17 protein-coding genes and 2 pseudogenes are annotated in these 21,305 nt (G+C 69.1%); 8 read left to right on the top strand and 11 right to left on the bottom strand.

Annotated features, from left to right (window positions below; genetic code table 11):
* Positions 1-5: 5 nt before the first annotated feature.
* From PG2T_RS06960 to PG2T_RS06910, 11 genes and pseudogenes are all read right to left on the bottom strand, one after another.
* The gene (locus tag PG2T_RS06960; protein WP_075968151.1) at positions 6-1,181 is read right to left on the bottom strand and encodes a methionine adenosyltransferase; all 1,176 of its coding nucleotides are present in this window, start codon (positions 1,179-1,181) and stop codon (positions 6-8) included.
* 155 nt (positions 1,182-1,336) lie between these two features.
* Positions 1,337-1,690, bottom strand: a complete 354-nt coding sequence (locus tag PG2T_RS06955; protein ID WP_052160114.1) for a DUF1622 domain-containing protein — start codon at positions 1,688-1,690, stop codon at positions 1,337-1,339.
* A gap of 300 nt (positions 1,691-1,990) precedes the next feature.
* Positions 1,991-2,305: a DUF6629 family protein gene (locus tag PG2T_RS16045; protein ID WP_043105769.1), complete on the bottom strand. Its 315-nt coding sequence runs from the start codon at positions 2,303-2,305 to the stop codon at positions 1,991-1,993.
* A gap of 121 nt (positions 2,306-2,426) precedes the next feature.
* The gene (locus PG2T_RS06945; protein ID WP_075968213.1) at positions 2,427-2,897 is read right to left on the bottom strand and encodes a hypothetical protein; all 471 of its coding nucleotides are present in this window, start codon (positions 2,895-2,897) and stop codon (positions 2,427-2,429) included.
* Between the two features lie 18 nt (positions 2,898-2,915).
* The gene (locus PG2T_RS06940; protein WP_068803731.1) at positions 2,916-4,508 is read right to left on the bottom strand and encodes an ABC1 kinase family protein; all 1,593 of its coding nucleotides are present in this window, start codon (positions 4,506-4,508) and stop codon (positions 2,916-2,918) included.
* Positions 4,481-5,242: a lycopene cyclase domain-containing protein gene (locus PG2T_RS06935; protein ID WP_068803729.1), complete on the bottom strand. Its 762-nt coding sequence runs from the start codon at positions 5,240-5,242 to the stop codon at positions 4,481-4,483. The genes PG2T_RS06940 and PG2T_RS06935 overlap by 28 nt, the downstream gene beginning before the upstream one ends.
* A 13-nt stretch (positions 5,243-5,255) precedes the next feature.
* On the bottom strand, positions 5,256-6,470 hold the full coding sequence (locus tag PG2T_RS06930) for an SAM-dependent methyltransferase (RefSeq protein ID WP_083215019.1): 1,215 nt from the start codon (positions 6,468-6,470) through the stop codon (positions 5,256-5,258).
* A 259-nt stretch (positions 6,471-6,729) separates the two neighbouring features.
* Positions 6,730-9,086: pseudogene (locus PG2T_RS06925) on the bottom strand (heavy metal translocating P-type ATPase).
* 24 nt (positions 9,087-9,110) lie between these two features.
* Positions 9,111-9,344 carry a DUF5676 family membrane protein gene (locus PG2T_RS06920; protein WP_068803726.1) on the bottom strand — a complete coding sequence of 78 codons (234 nt, stop codon included), beginning with the start codon at positions 9,342-9,344 and terminating at the stop codon, positions 9,111-9,113.
* Positions 9,345-9,457: 113 nt separating this feature from the next.
* The gene (locus PG2T_RS06915) at positions 9,458-9,805 is read right to left on the bottom strand and encodes a hypothetical protein (protein WP_068803724.1); all 348 of its coding nucleotides are present in this window, start codon (positions 9,803-9,805) and stop codon (positions 9,458-9,460) included.
* A 401-nt stretch (positions 9,806-10,206) separates the two neighbouring features.
* A pseudogene (locus PG2T_RS06910) lies at positions 10,207-10,908 on the bottom strand (ATP-dependent metallopeptidase FtsH/Yme1/Tma family protein); the annotation flags it as partial.
* Positions 10,909-11,166: 258 nt separating this feature from the next.
* Here PG2T_RS06910 and PG2T_RS06905 point away from each other — a divergent pair.
* From PG2T_RS06905 to PG2T_RS06870, 8 genes are all read left to right on the top strand, one after another.
* Positions 11,167-11,682, top strand: coding sequence for a MerR family transcriptional regulator (locus PG2T_RS06905; RefSeq protein ID WP_052160107.1), 516 nt, complete (start codon positions 11,167-11,169; stop codon positions 11,680-11,682).
* A gap of 241 nt (positions 11,683-11,923) precedes the next feature.
* Positions 11,924-13,609 (top strand): NAD(P)-binding protein, encoded by a 1,686-nt coding sequence (locus PG2T_RS06900; RefSeq protein ID WP_052160105.1) that lies wholly within the window; start codon positions 11,924-11,926, stop codon positions 13,607-13,609.
* Positions 13,610-13,635: 26 nt separating this feature from the next.
* Complete coding sequence (gene nifJ / locus PG2T_RS06895) at positions 13,636-17,256, top strand: pyruvate:ferredoxin (flavodoxin) oxidoreductase (protein WP_068803723.1); 3,621 nt, start codon at positions 13,636-13,638, stop codon at positions 17,254-17,256.
* Positions 17,253-18,317: a dihydroorotate dehydrogenase-like protein gene (locus tag PG2T_RS06890; RefSeq protein WP_068803720.1), complete on the top strand. Its 1,065-nt coding sequence runs from the start codon at positions 17,253-17,255 to the stop codon at positions 18,315-18,317. The genes nifJ and PG2T_RS06890 overlap by 4 nt, the downstream gene beginning before the upstream one ends.
* Before the next feature lie 230 nt (positions 18,318-18,547).
* Positions 18,548-19,585: a zinc-dependent alcohol dehydrogenase family protein gene (locus PG2T_RS06885; protein WP_068803718.1), complete on the top strand. Its 1,038-nt coding sequence runs from the start codon at positions 18,548-18,550 to the stop codon at positions 19,583-19,585.
* Positions 19,586-19,867: 282 nt separating this feature from the next.
* A complete protein-coding gene (locus tag PG2T_RS06880) occupies positions 19,868-20,167 on the top strand; it encodes a DUF2933 domain-containing protein (RefSeq protein ID WP_068803716.1) in 300 nt (99 codons plus the stop codon).
* A gap of 1 nt (position 20,168) precedes the next feature.
* On the top strand, positions 20,169-20,843 hold the full coding sequence (locus tag PG2T_RS06875) for a methyltransferase family protein (RefSeq protein WP_068803714.1): 675 nt from the start codon (positions 20,169-20,171) through the stop codon (positions 20,841-20,843).
* Positions 20,840-21,304: a hypothetical protein gene (locus PG2T_RS06870; RefSeq protein ID WP_068803712.1), complete on the top strand. Its 465-nt coding sequence runs from the start codon at positions 20,840-20,842 to the stop codon at positions 21,302-21,304. The genes PG2T_RS06875 and PG2T_RS06870 overlap by 4 nt, the downstream gene beginning before the upstream one ends.
* The last annotated feature ends 1 nt before the right edge of the window (position 21,305 follow it).

Below are 21,305 nucleotides of genomic sequence, written 5' to 3'. Positions count from 1 at the left end.
TAGCGCTAGAAGACCGCGATCCCGCCGCGCGCCAGCCGCTGCGTCAGGCTCTCGGCGGCGGCGATTCGTGCCTCGGCGGCAGCCCTGGTCCGCCGCGCCAGTGCGGCCGTCAGGCGGCCATGCGCGGCCACCTCGACCACCGCCAGCGCGGGCTCGACGAGCGGCGCGCCGATGGTGCCGAGCAGGTACACCTGCACCTCGCGCAGTTCGGGCAGTGCCGCACATATTGCGCGCGCGGTTTCACCGGCAAGCACGTTGTAGATCTTGCCGACGTGCCGCATCGGGTTCTTGCCTGCCGCCGCTTCGAGCGACATCGGCCGGCCCGGCGTGATGAGGCCGTTCACGCGGTTGCCGCGGCCGACCTGGCCGTCGTCGCCCATCTCGGCGCTCAGGCCCGTCACGGTGAGGTGCAGCCCGGTCTCATCGCGGGCCGCCGGGTCGTCGAGCGCATTGAGGCGCAGCGTGCAATCCGCCCCGAGCGTGCCGAGCAGGTGCGCCTCCATGATGGCCTTGCTGGCGAAGTACGCGCTGGCGCTTTCAATGTGACGAGCGCTCAGCGCGAGCGCGACGGTAAAGTCGAACCGCTCGCCCCGGCGCACCCCCATGATCTTGAAATCATCCCCGACGGCGGGAAACGCCTGCCGGAACGCCGCCGAGCGCAGCGTGCCGGCGAGCGCCAGCACGCGCGTCTCGAGCGGCGAGAGCGGCGCATAGCCGACGCCGAACGAGGTGTCATTGGCACGCTCAGGGCCGTTCTTGCACACCTGTGCAAGGCTCGCGCTGCCTTCGCGCACGCGCGGCTCGATCAGGAAGTGCGCCACCCCGGCGCGCAGACTGCGCGCGAGATAGTCGTGCGCTGCATTCGCGACGATGGCACCGGCATCGCGCCCCGGCTCGTCGCCCGCCCGCAGACGATGAGCCGCATCGGCTCGATGATCTCCCCCGCCGCCAAAGCGCACCCGGCTGCGGCCCGCAATCAGCAGGCCCTTGTCCACGTTGAAGTGGCCCACGCGGCGGACGTGCGCAAGGTGAGCGCCGGCGAGCGCCACGGCGGCGGCCTCGCAGGCGCCATCGGCGATGCTGTCCGGGTGGCCGACGCCCTTGTGCTCGCACAGCTCGAAGTCGCGCTCGGCAAGGGGCGGGCGCGGCGCTGGGCGGACTTCGACGCGCAGGTCGGGCATCGGGCCGGTGGCTCAGGTTCCGCCCGCCGGGATGGCCCTCGGCGCCGCGGGTTTGCGCCGCCCGAAATGCAGCCAGACCACGGCGCTCAGCAGCGCGGCGAAGAAGCACCACACGAGCTGAGGCGCGTCTTTCCGCGAATATGCTGCTGCTCGGATCATGCGCCGGCGTGCTTCGTTCCCTGCCTCAACTCCATATTCAGGAAAAAGACGAGCACCGTGCGGATCACGACGATGCCGCCCAGGATCGCCAGCGACTCCCAGGTCGGCACGACAATGGTTTGGACGATGTCGCCAGCCAGGAAGAATTCGAGGCCCAAGACCATCTTCTCGCCCATGGCGAGGCGGATGACGGTCAGGTCGTTGCGCGTCGCGGGTTGGGTCAACAGGGACCAGCCGCGCTGCGCCAAACGTGCGAGTGCCTCCAGGATGGACCACAACACCATGACAATCCCGAGAACCTCGATCCCGGGCACGACGTAACCTATCCATTGAACGAGCAGCTCGTGCATGGGTCAGATATTCTCGCGCCACCGCCGGTGAAGGACGTTGTAGATCGGGCAGAATACTAGGCCGGCATACGCGCCGTACAGGAAGGAAGCGCTCGACGAGGCCCAGCAGGAATCCCCACCAAGTGAGCCACTTGAAGGCCGGCAGCGCCATTTCGAGATTTCGAGGAACTGCTGCATGCCCAGGCTCCTGCGGCGTCACTAGCCCGTAGATCACGCAGACGACTCGAAGCCGCGCTGCGCGAGCAGCGGGCGCGGCGCGGGGCGGACTTCGAGGCGCAGGTCGGACACCGGGCCGGCGGCTCAGGTTCCGCCCGCCGGGGTGGCCCCCGGCGCCGCGGGTCTGCGTCGTCCAAAATGCAGCCAGACCACGGCGCTCAGCAGCGCGGCGAAGAAGCACCACACGGAGATGAACCACACCGCGTAGGCCGCATAGGCGGCGAGCGCGGCGGTGAACGCGAGCACGCCGAAGCCCACCACGGCCCGGTGGCTGGAAAGGCACAGGCTCGCGGTGGTCGCCGCGAGGTACGCCGCCATCACCCAGGGGACATAAAGATGCGGGGCGAGATAGCGGATGTGCCCGCCGGCCGCGTCGGCGCTGATCGGAAACCGAACCATCGCTGCGGCACATGTCCGCAGCTCGCTCCAAAAATCAAACACTTGCGCGTTTGATTTTCGATGCGGCGCATCCCTGCGGCGCTTAACAGGGCGTTTTTCAACGCCCTGCTATCGCAGCCTCTCAACGCGCCACCCAGGGGTGGCGGTACTCGAACTCGGCACGGCTCGCCCGCTGCGCGCCGGGACGGCGGATGTCGAGCGTGATGCGAAACGGGTTGTCGCCGTCGAGCTTGAAATAGCCGCCGTAGGTCTCGGTGCCGGCGATCACCATCGGCTCGAGGCGGCGTTGCGTGCCGGCGAGTCCGACCTCGGCCACGCCAGCCTCGATCTCGGCGCCGGCAATTCGCTCGCCGCTGCCGGCGTCGAACAGCGCAACGAGCACGTGGAACCTGTGCCTGCCGCGCGGCGGGCCGCCGTGCATGGCCGCCTCCGGGTGCCCCGGCGGGTGGCCCTCGACCATCGCCGCCGGCAGCACGCCGACGTAGACCCTCATGCCGTCCACCGTCTGCGGCTGGCCGGCCGGCACCGCCGGCCCTGCCGATACGCCGGCGCCCGCCAGCAACAGGAATGCCCCAAACACGACCGAACTCATGTGCATGTCCAACCCTCCTTACAGCCGCCCCGAGCGGGCGATCCCCCAGGCCAGGCGCAGCGTGAACCACAGCGCGAGCCCATAGGCCGCGAGCGCGAACAGCGGCGTGCCGCGGTAGTGCGGCCCGACGCTGGCGAGCATGAGCAGCGATCCCGCCACGTAGAGCCCCAGCGCCAGCAGCGCGACCGCCAGGCGATTGCCGGCGCGGTCCAGGTGCGCCTCGAGCTCCTCGAGCCCGGCATGCTCCAGGCGCAGGCCCGGCCCGGGGCCGGCGAGCCGGCGCAGCATCCGGCCGGCGAGCGCCGGCAGCTCCCCCGCGGTCACGCCGGCCTCGAAGCGCAGCCGCGCCAGGGCATCGTGCCGGCCGGGCGCGCGCCCGGCGCGGCGCAGCACCTCTTCGGCCCGCGCGCGCAGTCCGGCCAGCAGCTCGAAGGCGGGGTCGAGATGGCGAACGGTGGATTCGAGCTCGAACATCGCGCGCATCAGCACCAGCAGGTGCTGGGGCACGCGCAGGTGCGCGCTGCCGCCCAGACGCATCACCTCCATGAGCGTCTCCGCCACCGACCACTCGGCGAGCGGACGGCTCGCGTAGCCGTCCAGCAGCGCGTCGAGATCGCGCAGCGCCTGGCGCCGGTCCAGGTCTTCGGCCACCAGCCCGAGCGCCAGCGAGGCATCGAGCAGCCAGTCGCTGTCGAGGTCCACGAAGGCCAGCAGAAAGGCGGCGAGGTGCTGGCGGGTGAGCCGGTCGAGCCGGCCGACGATGCCGAAGTCGTGCAGGCAGATGCGCCCGTCCGGGCGGATGAAGAGGTTTCCGGGGTGCGGGTCGGCGTGGTAGACGCCGAGCACGAAGACCTGCTCGAGATAGGCGTCCACCAGGGCGGCGGCGAGGCGCCGGCCGTCCGCCACCGCCGGGTCGTCCACCCGCAGCCCGCCGCTGTGCACCTGCACCAGCACCGTCTCGGCGTAGAGCTCGTCCACGATGGGCGGCACGTAGATCGCCGGCGAGCCGGCGAAGGCCGCGGCGAAGCGCTGCACCGCGCGCGCCTCCGCGCGCAGGTCTATTTCGCGCAGCAGGTTGGCGCGGATCTCGTCCACCAGCGCGAGCGGCGCCAGGCGGCGCAGCGCCGGCCAGAACGGCAGGACCACCCGCAGCAGCGCCCGCAGCAGGCGCAGGTCGGTGACGATGCGGCCGCGGATGCCGGGCCGGCGCACCTTCACGATCACCTCGCGCCCGTCGGTCATGCGCGCCACGTGCACCTGGGCGATCGAGGCGGCGGCGAGTGGCGCCTCGTCGAAGGTGGCGAACAGCGCTGCGACCGGGCGGCCGAAAGCGCGTTCCACCTCGCGCCGGGCCAGCGCGCCCGGGAACGGTGCCACGCGGTCCTGCAAGCCCTCGAGCGCGCGCACGTAGGCGTCCGGCAGCAGGTGACGGTGCAGGCCGAGGCCCTGGCCGAGCTTGACGAAGGTCGTCCCGAGCCGCTCCAGCGTGCGGCCGAGCCGCTCCGCGGGCGTGTGGCGGGGCCGCAGCAGCCGCGCCCGCACCGCGGCGTACCAGCCCAGATACCCGGCCGCCGCGAGCAGGATCACGACTGCGCGGTACGCGCCGTACATGCGGGTCCTCCGGGCCGGCCGTCGTCGCGCGCCGGCGGGGCGGCCACGCGCTGCCAGCGGATGTGCTCGTACACCCCCGCCCAGTAGGCGCCAAACGCAAGACCGAAGCCCAGCTCCTCGACCGGGACTTCGAGCACGCGCAGGCCCGAAAGGGCGGGCAGGTTCCACACCTGCCCGATGTAGCCGGGGGCGAAGGCATCGAGCGCGAGCATGAACACGAAGTAGTAGCCGAAGAAAAGCACCGCACCGGCGAGCGTTTTGAGCGTGAGGTCCGGCCGGCAAGTCACCGTGGCGAGCGCACCGGCGCCAAGCGCGAGCATGGCGGGGTAGATCGGGTTCCACCGCAACGGGAGCAGCACCGGGAGCACCACAAAGGGCGTCAGCAGCGCGGCGCGGTGCCAGCGGTGGCGGTGGTGGTGACGCTGCGCCGCGGACACGGCTTCCAGGCGTGCTCCGGTGACGATGTTGTAGAGCACCGAGCCGACGCCGCCGATCGCGAAGCAGAAGATCAGGCTCTCGAGGTCGAAGCCGGTGCGCTGCGCCAGATCGAACAAGCTGGGCGGGTTCCAGTAAGCCGGCACGAACAGCGGCTCGGCGAGGCCGAACGGGGTTGTGTACAGGCTCGCCCAGCGCATCGCCCGGCGCTGGCGCGGGAAGAGCGCGTACAGCAGCGCCCATACGGTGAGGAAGGCGCTCGCCCAGACCAGCCACACGTACCGGTACGGTTCGACCATGCTCTGGCTCAACTCAGACATACAGATCCCGGCGCGTCATCGGCACCGGCCAGCGCCCGTCGCCGCGCGGCGCGGCGAGGATCTGGTACACGCCGACGTCGCCGGCCTCGAAGGCGCGCGCGCACGCCGCCATGTACAGGCACCACACCCGGTACACCGCCGGCGATACGAGGCGCAGCGCCTCGGCCTCGGCGGCCTGCAGGCGGCTCACCCACGCGCGCAGCGTGAGCGCGTAATGCGGGCGCAGCGCCTCGACGTCCAGGATCTCGAAGCCGCGGCGCTCCATCACCCGCTGGACATTGCTCACGCTGTCGAGCTCCCCGCCCGGGAACACGTAGCGGTTGATGAAGGAGGTGCCGACGGTGCGGCCCCAGCCTTCGCCGTTCTGGGTGATGCCGTGGTTCAGGAACACCCCGCCGGGCGCAAGCAGCCGGCGCGCGGCGTCGAAGTAGCGCGGCAGGCGCTCTAGGCCCACGTGCTCGAACATGCCGACGCTGACGATGCGGTCGTAAACCGCGGTGCCGTCGAGTTCGGCGTAGTCCTTGAGCGCCACCGTGACGCGGCCGGCGAGCCCCCCCTGCGCGATCCGCGCCTGCACGTGCTCGTACTGGTTGCGGCTCAAGGTGATGCCGTGGGCGCTCACGCCGTGGTGCCGGGCGGCGTGAACGATCAGGGCGCCCCAACCGCAACCGATGTCGAGCAGGCGCTGTCCCGGTGCCAGGCGCAGCTTGCGGCACAGGTGTTCGAGCTTGGCCTGCTGCGCCCGGTCGAGGTCGTGCGCCGCGTCCTCGAAATAGGCGCAGGAGTAGACCATCTCCCGGTCCAGCCACAGCCGGTAGAAGTCGTTCGAGACGTCGTAGTGAAAGCCGATGGCGCGACGGGCGTCGCGCCGCCGGCCGCGCGCCACGCGCAGTTCTGCGCCGGCGCGGGCCGGGCCGCGCAGGGCCAGTGCCTGCCACGCGAGCCCGAACCGTTCGCGCCACCTCAGGCGCAGACCCCCGAGCTGCGAGCGCAGACCGAGGGCGGCGTACAGATCGCCCTCGATATCCACCTGCCCGCGAAAGAAGGCCTCCGCGAGACGCAGCGGGTCGCGCCGCAGAACCAGATCGCGCAGCACCGCCGCGTCGTGCAACACCAGCGAGCAGGCGGCATCCGCCGCCCCCAGCACCCGGCCGTTCCACAGGCGCACCGCAAGACCGCCCGGATGCCCGTGCAGCAGGCACTGCACGATATGCGCCGCGGCTCGATCGGCGCGGCGCGCGGCAGGTGCCTCCCCTTGCGGTGCCGCCGCCACGGCCGTCACCCGGACATCGGGCTGCTCGCCGGCATTCGCAAACGCCGCAGCAGCACCGGGTTGACGATCACCGACGGGCGCGAGCTAGCCACCAACGCGGCAATGAGAGGTAGTGGAAGCTTCGACGCTGCGATCACCGGAGCACGCTGGACGGGTGGTCCGTCAGCGCCATGGCTGCATCTACTCGCCGGACTCATACGTGCGCCCGGTTCAGCCGCAGCGCATTGCCGACCACCGAGACCGAACTGAGAGACATAGCCGCCGCTGCGATGATCGGCGACAGCAGGAGACCGAACACCGGGTACAGAACACCGGCGGCGATCGGCACGCCGAGGGCGTTGTAGACGAAAGCAAAGAAAAGGTTCTGGCGAATGTTGCGCATGGTGGCGCGCGACACGTGGCGTGCGCGGACGATGCCCCGCAGGTCGCCCTTGACCAGCGTCACGCCGGCGCTCTCCATGGCCACGTCGGTGCCGGTGCCCATGGCGATGCCGACCTGCGCCTGGGCCAGCGCCGGGGCGTCGTTGATGCCGTCGCCGGCCATGGCCACGAAGCGGCCCTGGGCTTGCAGTTCCTTGATCTTCTGCGCCTTCTCCCCCGGCTGCACCTCGGCCAGCACCTCGTCGATGCCCAGGCGCTGCGCCACCGCGCGGGCGGTGGTGGCGCTGTCGCCGGTGAGCATGACGATGCGGATGCCTTCGGCGTGCAGGGCGCGGATGGCATCAGGGGTGGTCTCCTTGACCGGGTCGGCCACCGCCACCAGCCCGGCGGGCCGACCGTCCACCGCCACGAACATGGCGGTCTTGCCCTCGGTGCGCAGCGCCTCGGCGCGCTGCGCGAGCGCGCTGATGTCCACGCCGAGCGCGTCCATCAGCGCCCGATTGCCGAGCGCCACGTCCCGGCCGCCGATGCGCCCGCGCACGCCTTGGCCGGTGACGGACTCGAAATCCTCGTAGCTGCCCGGTTCCACACCGCGCGCCTGCGCACCGGCAACGATGGCGGCGGCCAGCGGGTGCTCGCTGCCGCGCTCCAGGGTCGCCGCCAGACGCAGGACCCCGCTTTCGTCGACGCCTTCGGCGACCACCACGTCCTGCAGCTGCGGCCGACCCTCGGTGAGGGTGCCGGTCTTGTCGATCACCAGGGTGTCGACCTCACGCAGGGTCTGGATGGCCTCGGCGTTCTTGAACAGGACGCCCATGGAGGCGCCCTTGCCGCTCGCCACCATGATCGACATGGGTGTCGCCAGCCCCAGCGCGCAGGGGCAGGCGATGATCAGCACGGCCACCGCGTTGATGAGCGCGTAGGCCATGGCCGGCGGTGGGCCCCAGAGGCTCCAGACGATGAAGGTGAGGATGGCAATCCCGACCACGACCTGGACGAAGTAGGCGGCCACCACGTCCACCAGGTTCTGGATCGGGGCGCGCGAGCGGCTGGCCTCGGCCACCATCTGCACGATCTGCGCGAGCAGGGTGTCGCTGCCCACCCGGCGGGCCTCGATCACCAGCGATCCGGTACCGTTGACGGTGGCTCCGATCACGCCGTCACCCGCCGCCTTCTCGACCGGGATCGGCTCGCCGGAGATCATGGATTCGTCGACGGCGCTGTGACCTTCCAGCACCACGCCGTCCACCGGCACCTTCTCGCCCGGCCGCACCCGCAGGCGGTCGCCGACCTGCACGGCTTCGAGCGGCACGTCGGATTCGCTGCCGTCGGGCGCGATGCGCCGCGCGGTCTTGGGCGCCAGACTCAGCAGCGAGCGGATGGCGGCGTTGGTCGAGCTGCGCGCGCGCAGCTCCATGACCTGGCCGAGCAGCACCAGGGCGACGATGACCGCCGCCGCCTCGAAGTACACCGCGACCCGTCCACTCTGATCGCGGAACGAGTCCGGAAAGATGCCCGGCGCCAGGGTGGCGACGAGGCTGTAGGCATAGGCCACGCCGACGCCCAGGCCGATCAGCGTGAACATGTTGAGCTTCCAGGTGCGCACCGAGCGGTACGCGCGCACGAAGAACGGCCAGCCGCTCCACAGCACCACCGGAGTGGCCAGCCCCAACTCCGCCCACATGCCCACCGAGTGCGGAATCAGGGTTTCCAGCGCCACCCCGGGGATGAGCCCGCCCATGGCCAGCAGCACCGTGGGACGGTGAGCACCGCGGCGACCCAGAAGCGCCGGGCCATGTCGCGCAGTTCGGGGTTGTCCTCCGGCTCGGCGCCGACCGTTACCGGCTCCAGCGCCATGCCGCAGATGGGGCAGTCGCCGGGGTGATCCTGGCGCACCTCGGGGTGCATGGGGCAGGTCCAGATCGCCCCCGGTGACGCCGGCGCAGCGGCAGGGCGACCCGGGTGGGCGTGGCCCGCGTGGGCCTGGCCGTGGTGGGCATCGGCCGGCGCGACGCGTGCAGCGTCTGCGGTCGCGTAGGCCACCGGGTCAGCGCGGAATTTTTCCAGACACCCGGTCGAGCAGAAGTAATAGGTGCGGCCGTCGTGCTCGGCACGGCCGGCCGCCCGGTCCTCCGCCACCTGCATGCCGCATACCGGGTCTTTCGCCATGTCGGTCTCCGTGTCGTGAGGTCGTTATGTCCCGCCCGCCCGGCCGCAGGCCGCCAGCCGGTTGTAGAAAAACGCGAGCAGTGCTGCGCCAACAGAAGCCGTCGCCGTCGTGCCGCCCAGACCGTAGAAGAAGCCGGTCCAAGTGAGCGGTTTGCCACTTTCGGGCAGCAACGGCGCGAGATTCAGGCCGTGCACGCAGGCGTTCAGGAACACCACCTTACCCGCCGGCGATAGCCAGACCGCCAGCGCACTCCCCATGGACCACCGCCGCGGCACCAACGAATGCCCAGACGCGGAGCCTGTTCGTGGCAGCCCCCGCCTCGTCGCCGGCGCCGGCAAAGGGCCGCACCAGACGGCGCGGCCCCGCCCGGTCACGGTTTGGGGTGATGCGCCTCGTGGTCCTGGCCGGCCCCGCCGGCGGCCCCGCCCTTCATACCGCCATCCATCCCGCCCATGCCGCCGTCCATCATGCCCATGCAGTCCTGCATGCGCTTGCGCATGGCGGCGCGGTCGGTGGCGTCGATCACGCCGTCCTTGTTGGCGTCCATGCGGGCGAAGCGCGCCTCGGCGTGCTTGAGGAACTCCTCCTTGCTCACCTTCTGGTCGCCCTCGCCCATCATCATCCCGTGCATGCCCATCCCCATCATGCCCTGCGCCAAGGCGCTGCCCGAGAATGCCAGGGCGGCCGTCAGGGTCCATACCAAACGTCGTGCGCTCATTGCAATCACTCCTGCGGGGCCGAGGCCCCGTCGATTTACCAACGTACCAAAGCGGTACCGGCACCCGCCTTGCCCAGCCACGTGACCACGGGTGCGGCTTGCGCCGACCCGACCGGATGCGTCACCTTACCCAGACCTTCTTTTCAAGAAAACCGCAGGCAGCCCGAAACTGTCCGGCGCAAGCCCGGCACTGCGCAAAAGCATTGGCGGACGGACGGTCTTCAAGGTCGTGTTGCGCAATTTAGAACCTGTGTCCCGGGCACAGGTCTAGGCAGGAACCGATCGCATTTGATCGGGATCAACTACCGGCGAAGCAGGGCGCCGCGACGCAGCCACAAGAATGCCAGAACGACCTTCGCAGGACCCAAATTGCTGATGGAGCGGATCGTAGTGATGGGGCTGATGCCGACGAACATCTCGACGAACTCGGCGCCGCTGATCAAGAAGAACGGTACGCCGGCTTAGCCGGCCACTGCGCGCGCCAGCAGCGTCTTGCCGGTGCCGGGCGGACCGACGAGCAGGATGCCCTTGGGCAGGCGCGCACCCAGGCGTCCGTACGGCGCCGGATTCTTCAGGAAGGTCACGATCTCCTGCAGCTCGGCCTTGGCTTCGTCGACACCGGCGACGTCGGCGAAGCTCACCTTGGTGTCATTCTCGACGTAGACCTTGGCCTTGCTCTTGCCGATCGCCATCATGCCGCCGCCCATGCCCTGCTTCTCGGCCAGGCGCCGGAACACGAACATCCACAGGCCGAAGAACAGCAGCATCGGCACAACCCAGGACAGGATGTCGCGCAGCCAGGTGTTTTCCTTCACGGCGAAGAAGCGCACGCCATAGCGTTCGAGGCGCTCGGCCTGGGCCGGGTCGACATTCGCGGCGACGACGTGCTGCGGCTGGTCCGCGGTCGAGCCCGCCAGCGTGCCGCGCAGGCTGCCATTGGTGATCGCCACTTCCTCGATCTCGCCGTCCTTGAGCATCTGCTCGAATTCGCTGTACGGCACGCTACGCACGTGGCCGACGCCGGCGAGCATGCTCTGCATCAGCAGAATGCCGAAGACCGCTGCCACCAGGTAAAGCAGATTGATGCGGTGTTTCGGGTGCATCGATTGCGGCCTTTGCCGGACGAGTTCGACCAAAGGTGCCCCAAGGCGACGGTCCTGTCACTGACCTCGGTCAATCGGCTACGCCCGTCGCCCGCGCGCAAAGACCACATGGCTGACACGAATCAATGCGCGGCGCCCATCCGAACCTAAGGTCAGTCTAAGGTAGGTCCAGAACATAGGTTCAAGCACCCGGACCCGAACGCTTGACCTTTGCCCTGCGCACAGGTTTAGGCTGCACCGCAACAGAAGGAACGAGACGTGTCCAGCGAGCGCCGCACACCGAAGACCCTGTTGACCGTCTCCTCGCTCGCCGAACGCGCCGGTCTGTCGGTACACGTCGTCCGGCTGTACCTGCGACGGGGCCTGCTGCGTGCTTCGCGCCGCACCAGCGCCGGCTACCAGTTGTTCGACGAGGACGATGCCGAGCGCCTGCGCTTCATCCGCATCGCCCAGCGCCTCGGCTTCACGCTCGCCGAGATCGGCGAAATCGTCCGTCTCGGGCACAAAAGAGAAAGCCCGTGCCCCATCGTGCGCTCGACGATCCAGTCGCGCCTCGACGAGACCCGCCGGGAGCTCGACGATCTGCAGGTCATGCTGGAGCGCATGCAACACGCCGTCGCGCTGTGGAACGACCTGCCCGACGCAGTGCCAACCGGCAACGATATCTGCCACCTGATCACTGCGGTCGCCGGCAGTTGGCCGAGCGACCACTCCGCGAACATGCAGCCTGGCCGTGCGCGACGGCACCCCAAGGCGCGCTCCCAGCCGCGATGAGGCTCTCATGCTGGAGGCGAGGTGCCGGTAAAACGGGAACAATTGACGCGGGTCAATGCACGCGGGCCTGCTCCCGCTTCATCCTGCCGGCATGCTCACCGGCTCCGTGCGCTGCAGGGATGTGGAGTCGTCATTCAATGCAGCTTGGAAACCCGGCGCGCGAGCCGCGTGGCTACGGCCGCCGCAAGCCAACCGGTGGAGAGCAGCCGATGACCCGAGGCAAAGACCGGAGGATCCGCCGATGCTGAAGCCAGCGGATGCCACCCGCAACCACGCCGTCGCCGCCGGAACGGGCGCCATGCGGCGACAACTCCCGCATTGGATCGATCATCTGCCGCCCTGCAACGCGGCGTGCCCCGCGGGCGAGAACATCCAGGCCTGGCTCGATCTCGCACAGGCGGGCAAGTACCGGGCGGCCTGGGAAGCGCTGGTGCGCGACAACCCGTTGCCGGCCGTGCATGGACGGGTCTGTTACCACCCGTGCGAGACGAGCTGTAACCGTACCGAACTCGACGCGGCGGTGAGCATCCATGCGGTCGAGCGCTTCCTCGGCGACTTGGCGGCAACGGAGGGCTGGACGCTCCCGGTTGATGCGAAACCGAGCGGCAAGCGGGTGCTTGTCGTCGGCGCGGGCCCGAGCGGGCTGTCGGCCGCCTATCACCTCACGCGCCTCGGCCATGCCGTGGAAATCCACGAGGCGGGACCGCTCCCCGGCGGCATGATGCATTTCGGCATCCCGGCGTACCGTTTGCCGCGCGCAGACCTCTTGAAGGAGATCCGCCGGATCGAGCAAATGGGCGTCCGCATCATCCTCAACCACAGGGTCGAGGATCTGCTGGTGGAGAAAGCAGCCGGCGGCTTCGACGCCGCATTCGTCGCGATCGGGGCCCATGTCGCGAAACATGTCGACATCCCGGCGCGGGACGCCGCGCGCATGCTGGACGCGGTGGACTTTCTGCGCGGGGTCAGCACCGGCGAGCGTCCGCGCCTCGGACGGCGTGTCGTGATCTACGGCGGCGGCAATACGGCGATGGACGCCGCACGAACGGCGAAGCGTCTCGGCGCCGAGGAGGCGCTGATCGTCTATCACCGGGACCGCACCCAGATGCCGGCCCACGCCTTCGAGGCCGACGAGGCGCTCGCGGAGGGCGTCAAGATCCAGTGGCTGACGAGCATCAAGGAAGTGGCGGGCCCGTCGCTGACGGTGGAAGTCATGGAACTCGATGCCGATGGCAGGCCACATCCGACCGGGCGGATCGAAACGCTTGAGGCCGACGCGGTCGTGCTGGCGCTCGGCCAGCAGACCGACAGCGGTTTCCTCAAGCGCGTGCCGGGCGTCGAGTTCAAGTCGGACGGCATGGTGGTCGTCGGCCCGGACATGATGACCGGCCATCCCGGCATCTTCGCTGGCGGCGACATGGTGCCGAGCGAGCGCACGGTCACCGTCGCGGTCGGCCACGGCAAGCGCGCGGCCCGACATATCGATGCGTGGCTCCATGGCGCGACCTATCGGCGGCCGCCCAAGCATCCGCCGGTGACCTTCGACATGCTCGACCTGCCGGTATTCCTGGAAGCGGCCCGGCGCAGCGAGCCGGAACTGCCGTCGGCGGCACGGACATCCTTCGCCGAGGTCGTGCAGGGCCTCAGCGAGGCGGAGGCGCGGTTCGAAGCGGGCCGGTGCCTGTCGTGCGGCAACTGCTTCGAATGCGACAACTGCTTCGCCGCCTGTCCCGAGCAGGCGATCGCCCGTCTCGGGCGCGGGCGCGGCTACCGGGTCGAGCCCGAGCTGTGCACCGGCTGTGGCATCTGCTTCGAGCAGTGCCCCTGCCACGCCATCGAGATGAAGCCCGATGCCATACCCGCTGCGGCACCGCTCGGATCGCTGGGTGAACCCATTGCGCCGCAGCGTTTCCGGCTCCGGGAGTGACGGACGCGGCAAGGAGAACGCGAGTCATGGAGCGCACGACCCTGGACGGCAATGCGGCCGTCGCGCACGTCGCCTATCGCGTCAACGACGTCTGCGCGATCTATCCCATTACGCCGTCCTCGCCGATGGCCGAGCTCGCCGACGAATGGTCGGCGGAGGGCCGGACCAACCTCTGGGGCGCGGTGCCGATCGTCCAGCAGATGCAGGCGGAAGGCGGCGCCGCGGGCGCGGTGCACGGTTCGCTGCAGGCGGGCGCGCTGACCACCACCTTCACCGCCTCCCAAGGCCTGCTGTTGATGATGCCGAACATGTTCAAGATCGCGGGCGAGCTCACGCCCTGTGTCTTCCACGTGGCGGCCCGTTCGCTCGCGACCCAGGCTCTTTCGATCTTCGGCGACCATTCCGACGTCATGGCGGTGCGCAGCACCGGCTTTGCCCTGCTCGGCGCCGGATCGGTGCAGGAGGCGCACGATCTTGCGCTGGTGGCGCAGGCGGCGACGCTCGAAGCGCGCGTGCCGTTCGTCCATTTCATGGACGGCTTCCGCACCTCGCACGAGGTCAACACGGTCGCGATGCTGTCGGACGCGCAGATCCGCGCCATGATCGACGACGAGCGGGTGCGCGCCCACCGTCAGCGGGCGCTGAGCCCCGAGCGCCCCGTGACGCGTGGCACGGCGCACAACCCGGACACGTTTTTCCAGGCCCGCGAGACGGTGAACCCGTTCTACCTTGCAACGCCGGCCATCGTGCAGCGCGCCATGGACCGGCTGGCGGAACTGAGCGGCCGGCGCTACCGCCTGTTCCGCTATGACGGCCACGCAGAGCCCGAGCGCGTGGTCGTGGCAATGGGCTCGGCGGCCGAGACCCTGCGGGCGACGGCCGCCCACCTGGCAGGCCGGGGCGAGCGCGTGGGTGTGCTGCAGGTGCTGCTCTACCGCCCCTGGTCGGCAAAGGACTTTCTCGACGCGCTGCCGGCAAGCGTGCGCCGGGTCGCGGTGCTCGACCGTACCAAGGAGCCGGGGGCGCCGGCCGAACCGCTCTGCCTCGACGTGGCGCAGACGCTGGCGGATGCCGCCGCGCGCGGCGCGCGCCCGAATCTGCCGCTGGTGGTCGGCGGCCGCTACGGTCTGGGATCCAAGGACTTCACGCCGGCGATGGCCAAGGCCGTGTTCGACCACCTCAGGAACGACCAGCCTCGCGCCGGCTTCACCGTCGGCATCACCGACGACGTCTGCGGCACCAGCTTGGCCGTAGAGCCTGGCTTCGAGATCGAGCCGCCGGGCACAACGCGAGCCCTCTTCTTCGGCCTCGGCTCGGACGGGACGGTCGGAGCGAACAAGAACAGCGTGAAGATCCTGGCGGAGGACCCGGAGCGCTATGCGCAGGGGTATTTCGTCTATGACAGCCACAAATCCGGCGCCGAGACGATCAGCCATCTGCGCTTCGGCAATACGCCGATCGCGGCGCCTTATCTTGTTGCCTCAGCCGAATTCATCGGCGTGCACCGATTCGAGTTCCTCGACAAGCTGGATGTCTTGCGCCACGCCCGCGACGGCGCAACCGTCCTCCTCAACGCGCCTTACGATCCGGCCGACGTCTGGAACCATCTGCGCCGGCCGGTGCAGCGGCACATCCTGGACAAGCGGCTGCGGCTGTTCGTCATCGACGCAAGCGGGGTGGCGCAGCGCCTGGGGCTGGGGCCGCGGGTGAACACGATCCTGCAGACCTGCTTCTTCACGATCAGCGGCGTACTGCCGCGCGAGGAAGGCGTCCTCCGCATCCGCAAGGCGATCGAGCAGAGCTACGCCGACAAGGGCCGCGCGATCCTGGACAAGAACTTTGCCGCCGTGGACGCTGCGCTCGACCACTTGCACGAGGTCGTCCTGCCCGATTCCGTCACCTCGACGGAAGAGCTGCGCGTGTTCGTGCCGCCGGACGCGCCGGACCCGATGAGGCGCATCGCGGCCCTGCAATTCGCCGGCCGGGGCGACGAGATTCCGGTCAGCGCCCTTCCGGCGGACGGCAGCTACGCCGGCGGCACGACGCAGTACGAAAAGCGCAACATCGCCTTCGAGGTGCCGGTCTGGAAGCCGGAACTCTGCATCCAGTGCGGCCAATGCGGCATCGTCTGCCCGCATAGCGTCATCCGCGCCAAGTCCTTCGACGCCGTCCTGCTGGACGGGGCGCCGGAAGGTTTTCTCGCGACACCGGTCAATGCGCGCGGCTACCCGGACCAGCGCTTCACGCTGCAGATCGCGGTCGAGGACTGCACCGGTTGCGGCCTCTGCGTCGATCACTGCCCGGCCCACGACCCGCTCGATCCGGGCGTCAAGGCCATCAACCTCAGCGACCGGCGACCGCAGATCGAGTCGGGACGGCGCAACCTCGCCTTCTTCGAGACCCTACCGGAACACGCCCGCGAGCATGTGGATCTGCATCTCGCGCGCGGGCTGCAGTTCGTGCGGCCGCTGTTCGAGTTCTCCGGCGCCTGCGCCGGCTGTGGCGAGACCCCGTATCTCAAGCTCCTGTCGCAACTGTTCGGCGATCGCCTGCAGATCGCCAACGCCACCGGCTGCACGTCGATCTATGGCGGCAACCTGCCGGCGCTGCCGTGGCGGCCCGGCCCCGACGGGCGCGGCCCTGCCTGGAACAACAGCCTGTTCGAGGACAACGCCGAGTTCGGCTTCGGCATGCGTCTTGCGGTCGACCAGCAGGTCGCGATGGCGCGGGCGCTGGTCCGCACGCTCGCCGATCGCCTCGGGCCGCGGCTTGCCGAGGAGATCCTCGACGCGCCGCAGCGCACCGACAGCCAGATCGTGGCCCAGCGGGCGCGGGTCGAGGCGCTGCGGCGCGCGCTGGCCGGGGCGGCCGACGGCCCGGCGCAGGATCTCGACGCGCTCGCGGAGTATCTGGTGCGCCGGAGCCTCTGGATCGTGGGCGGCGACGGATGGGCGTACGACATCGGCGCCGGTGGCCTGGACCATGTCCTGGCCCAAGACCGCGATGTCAATGTCCTGGTGCTGGACACGGAGGTCTATTCCAACACCGGCGGCCAGGCGTCGAAGGCGACACCGCTCGGGGCCGCGGCGAAGTTCGCGGCTGCCGGCAAGCGCACGCCGCGCAAGGACCTGGCGCTGCAGGCGATCGCCTCGGGATACGTCTACGTCGCGCAGATCGCGCTCGCCGGCAGCCCGGAGCAGACGATCCAGGCGCTGCGCGACGCGGAGGCGTACGAGGGACCGTCGCTCGTCCTCGCCTACAGCCAGTGCATCGCGCATGGGCTGAAGCTCAACCTGCGGGACGGCATGAAGCAGCAGCGCCGGGCGGTGGCGAGTGGCTACTGGCCGCTCTTCCGCTACGATCCACGGATGCGGCGCGCCGGTATGAACCCGTTCCGGCTCGACAGCACCCGGCCGCGGCTGCCGCTGGAGGACTTCACCTACCAGGAGCTGCGTTACCGCATGCTCACGCAAACCCGGCCCGAAGAGGCGCAGATGCTGCTGCGCCAGGCCCAGGCGGCAGTCGATGAGCGCTACCGGATCTACGAGGACCTGGCGGCGCGAGAAGGAACGCGTTTCCATCCCTTCTGGCAGGAAGAAGGAGCTGTCGAGGGTTCGGCGACCAAAGCCAGGGAAGCCACGCAATGACACTCGAAACCACCTATCTCGGTCTCACTCTCGCCCACCCCATCATTGCGGGCGCCTCGCCCCTGTCGGCCACGCTCGACGGCATCCGGCGGCTCGAGGACGCCGGTGCGGCGGCCATCGTGACTGCCACGCTTTACGAAGAGGAGCTCGTCGCCCAAGAAGAGGCGCTGGAGGCGGTCGCTGTGGTCGGGGCGGAAAGCCATCCGGAGGTGACGAGCTATCTGCCGCCGCTGCGCGGGTATCGCAACCCGCGCGCGGCGCATGTCGAGACGGTCCGACGCGCTGCAGAGAGCGTCTCGGTGCCGCTGATCGCGAGCCTCAACGCGAGCACGCAAGAGGGCTGGACCCGCATGGCGGCGGAGCTCGAAGCCGCGGGCGTCGCGGCGCTCGAGCTCAATCTCCACCGTGTTCCGACCGACCCCGCCGAGACGTCCACGCACATCGAGCAGCAGCTGCTCGAGACCGTGCGCGAAGTATGCGCGAGCGTGACCGTCCCGGTCGCCGTGAAGCTCGGGCCGCATTTCACAGCGCCGGTCCACCTGGCCCATGCACTCGCCGAAGCGGGGGCTGAAGGCCTCGTCCTGTTCAACCGGTTCTACGAGCCTGACATCGATCTGGAGACGACGACGTTTCGCCCCACGCTGGAGTCGTCGACGCGGGAAGACATTCGGCTCCCACTGATGTGGATGGCCTTGCTGGCCGGAAAGGTGCCGCTCAGTCTTGGCGCTTCGGGGGGAGTGGAGGAAGCCGCCGAGGTGGCGAAATACCTGCTCGCCGGCGCCGACGCGGTGCTGACCGTCTCGGCGCTGCTGCGGCATGGGCCTGGACATCTGACGCATCTGGTCGGTGGACTCACCGAGTGGTTGGAAGGGCACGGCGCCGCGTCGGTGGCGGAAATCCGCGGGCGCATGAGCGCCCATCGGCTCGCGCATCGCGAGCTGCTGCTGCGCGCGCAGCCTACCCGGACATTGCTTCTGGAGTGCCCATGCCAGATCAGTAGGAAGGCTTCGCCGGAGTGCAAGCCATCGTCCGCGCAGCGTGTCCGGCATCTCGCAGGCTGACGTAAGGACGTAAGGGAGATGCCGAAATTGGCAGAGAAGCAGCGAATCCCGGATGGACGCCCATGCGCGCGTGGGAGTCCTTCGCCTTTCGCCGCAGCAGACCGGAAGTTCCAAGTATTTCCGAGGCCCCGGGCATGTCGTGGACTGCCTGCGTCGGCGAGCCGTCGAGCGCCACCGCATCCAGGCACAAGCAGGCCGTGCGGGCTCCATGCAGGTAGAGGAGGACGATGATGAAAGCACTCGTTTATCAAGGGCCGGGCAAGAAGGCGCTGGAGGATCGGCCGATCCCCGAAGTCAAAGCGCCGACCGACGCCGTCGTGAAGATCGTCAAGACGACGATTTGCGGCACCGACCTGCATATTCTCAAGGGTGACGTCCCGACCTGCAGCCCTGGCCGCATTCTCGGGCACGAGGGTGTCGGCATGGTCGAGAAGACCGGCCCGGGCGTCACCGCGTTCCGTCCGGGAGACCGCGTTCTCATCTCCTGCATCTCGGCGTGCGGCAAATGCGAATATTGCCGACGCGGGATGTACTCGCACTGCACCACCGGCGGCTGGATCCTCGGCAACGAAATCGACGGGACCCAGGCCGAATACGTGCGGATCCCGCATGCCGACACCAGCCTCTATCCGATCCCAGCGGGCGCCGACGAAGAGGCGCTCGTGATGCTGAGCGATATCCTGCCGACCGGCTTCGAGTGCGGCGTGCTCAACGGCAGGGTCGAGCCGGGCAGCACGGTCGCCATCGTCGGCGGCGGCCCGATCGGTCTTGCGGCGCTGCTCACGGCGCAGTTCTATTCGCCGGCCGAGATCATCATGATCGACCTGGACGACAATCGTCTGCAGATGGCAAAGCGCTTCGGTGCGACGGCAACGGTCAATGCTGCTGGCGGCGAGGCGGCCGAAACGGTGATGAAGATGACCGGCGGACGCGGTGTCGATACGGCCATCGAAGCGGTGGGGGTGCCGGCGAGCTTCGTTACGTGCGAGGACATCGTCGCGCCAGGCGGCACCATCGCCAATGTCGGCGTGCATGGCGCCAAGGTGGATCTGCACCTGGAACGCTTGTGGTCGCGGAACATCACCATCACCACGCGGCTGGTCGATACCGTCACCACGCCTATGCTGCTCAAGACCGTGCAGTCTCGGAAGATCGATCCCAAGCAGCTCATCACCCATCGCTTCAAGCTCGATCAGATCCTCGATGCCTACGACACCTTTGGTCGGGCAGCGAGCACCCATGCGCTCAAGGTGATCGTCGAGGCATAGCGATGGGATTCGGACGTGCGGGCGTGTGGAGGGGCAACGGACACCGCCGAGGCGATCGGCCAACCTGTCGTCTTGCGGTAGGGCCGGAACATGGGTTCGAGCGCCGGGACCCGAACGCTTGACCTGTGCGCTGCGCGCAGGTTTAGGCTGCACCGCAACACAAGGAAGTTGCCGCAGGAGACGCTTCCGTCGCTGCTCTCCGCGCTTCCCCTGCAGCGTGTGCCCGAGTCCGCAGCTCCCCTTACGAAACCCGGCGTGCGAGCCACGCCGCAGGAGGGTCACATGAATCACGACAGTCACCATCAATCCGCTGGCGATCGTCCTCGCGGGCTGCCCAGGCCGGGCGGCGTCGCTTTCAACATCGGACTCGCCGGGCTGCTCGGCATCGGCGCGTACTTCCTCTGGACAGAACACCGCGCGCATCTGGGCAGCATCCTGATCTGGGGCCTGCTGCTGGCCTGCCCGCTGATGCATTTCTTCATGCACGGCAGCCACGGCGGTCATGACGACCACCGCCACCCTGACGAGCGTACGCCGCCGGACCACTCCGGGCATGCCGGCACTCCAAAGCAGGAGAACTAACATGCACGAACAAGCCTCCGCCTACGGCCTGTGGCTGCTGGTGGCGATCAACTCGGCGCTGTTCATCTACTTCGCGTTCAGCTTCGCGCCGCCGAAGACTTCGCGCGACTGGCGCAGCCTGGGCGCGTTCTCGGCGTTCATCCTCGCGCTGTTCACCGAGATGTACGGCTTTCCGCTGACGATCTACTTCCTGTCCGGCTGGCTGACGTCGCGCTTCCCGCAGATCGACTGGCTCGCGCATGACTCCGGACACCTGCTGGAGATGCTGTTCGGCTGGAAAGGAAACCCCCACTTCGGCCCGTTCCACGTCGTCAGCAACGTGCTGATCATCGCCGGCTTCTGGATCGTCGCGTCCGCCTGGCGCGTGCTGCACGCGGCACAGAAGGCGGGAAAACTGGCCACGACCGGCGCCTACGCGCGCCTGCGTCATCCGCAGTACGTCGGCTTCGTGCTGGTCATGACCGGCTTTCTGCTGCAGTGGCCGACGATCCTGACGCTGCTGATGTACCCGATCCTGGTCTACATGTATGTGCGCCTCGCGCGCCGCGAGGAGGCTGACGCCCGACGCGAGTTCGGCGCCGAGTACGAGCGCTACGCGGCTGCCGTGCCGGCGTTCTTCCCCCGGCTGCGCAAGGGATCTGCACCAGCGCAGCGCCGGCATCCAGACGCGCCATGAAACGGCGATACCACTGGATGCTGGCCGCGGCGCTGCAGCTGATGGCTCTGGTGGCTTCGGCGCAGGCCGCTGCCGATCCCTACGTGCGCTACGCCGAGGGTCTCGTCGTGTACTTCGGCGTCATGCCCGCCGAAGTGGTGCGCGGACATCCGCTCGCGCACCCCGAGTCGCAGATGCACGGGCGCGGGCACGAAAGCCCGGGCGAGAAACACGTGGTCATCGCGCTGTTCGATGCCGCAACCGGCGCACGCATCACCGACGCCACGGTGTCGGCGCGCGTGGTCGGCAGCGCCGCGCCGGCACGCGCGCTCGAACGGATGACGGTGGCGGGCGCGACCAGCTACGGCAACTACCTGCCGCTGGCGGGAACCGGCAGCCGGCAGATCCGCATCGAGATCACGCGTCCGGGGCAAGGCAAGACCGCCGTCGTCACCTTCGACTATCCGCTGACGGGCGCGTGAC

Source organism: Immundisolibacter cernigliae, assembly GCF_001697225.1.
In the GTDB taxonomy this organism is placed as follows: domain Bacteria; phylum Pseudomonadota; class Gammaproteobacteria; order Immundisolibacterales; family Immundisolibacteraceae; genus Immundisolibacter; species Immundisolibacter cernigliae.
The sequence above is the reverse complement of the archived record's forward strand: the minus strand, read 5'-3'. Positions and strand labels throughout refer to the sequence as shown.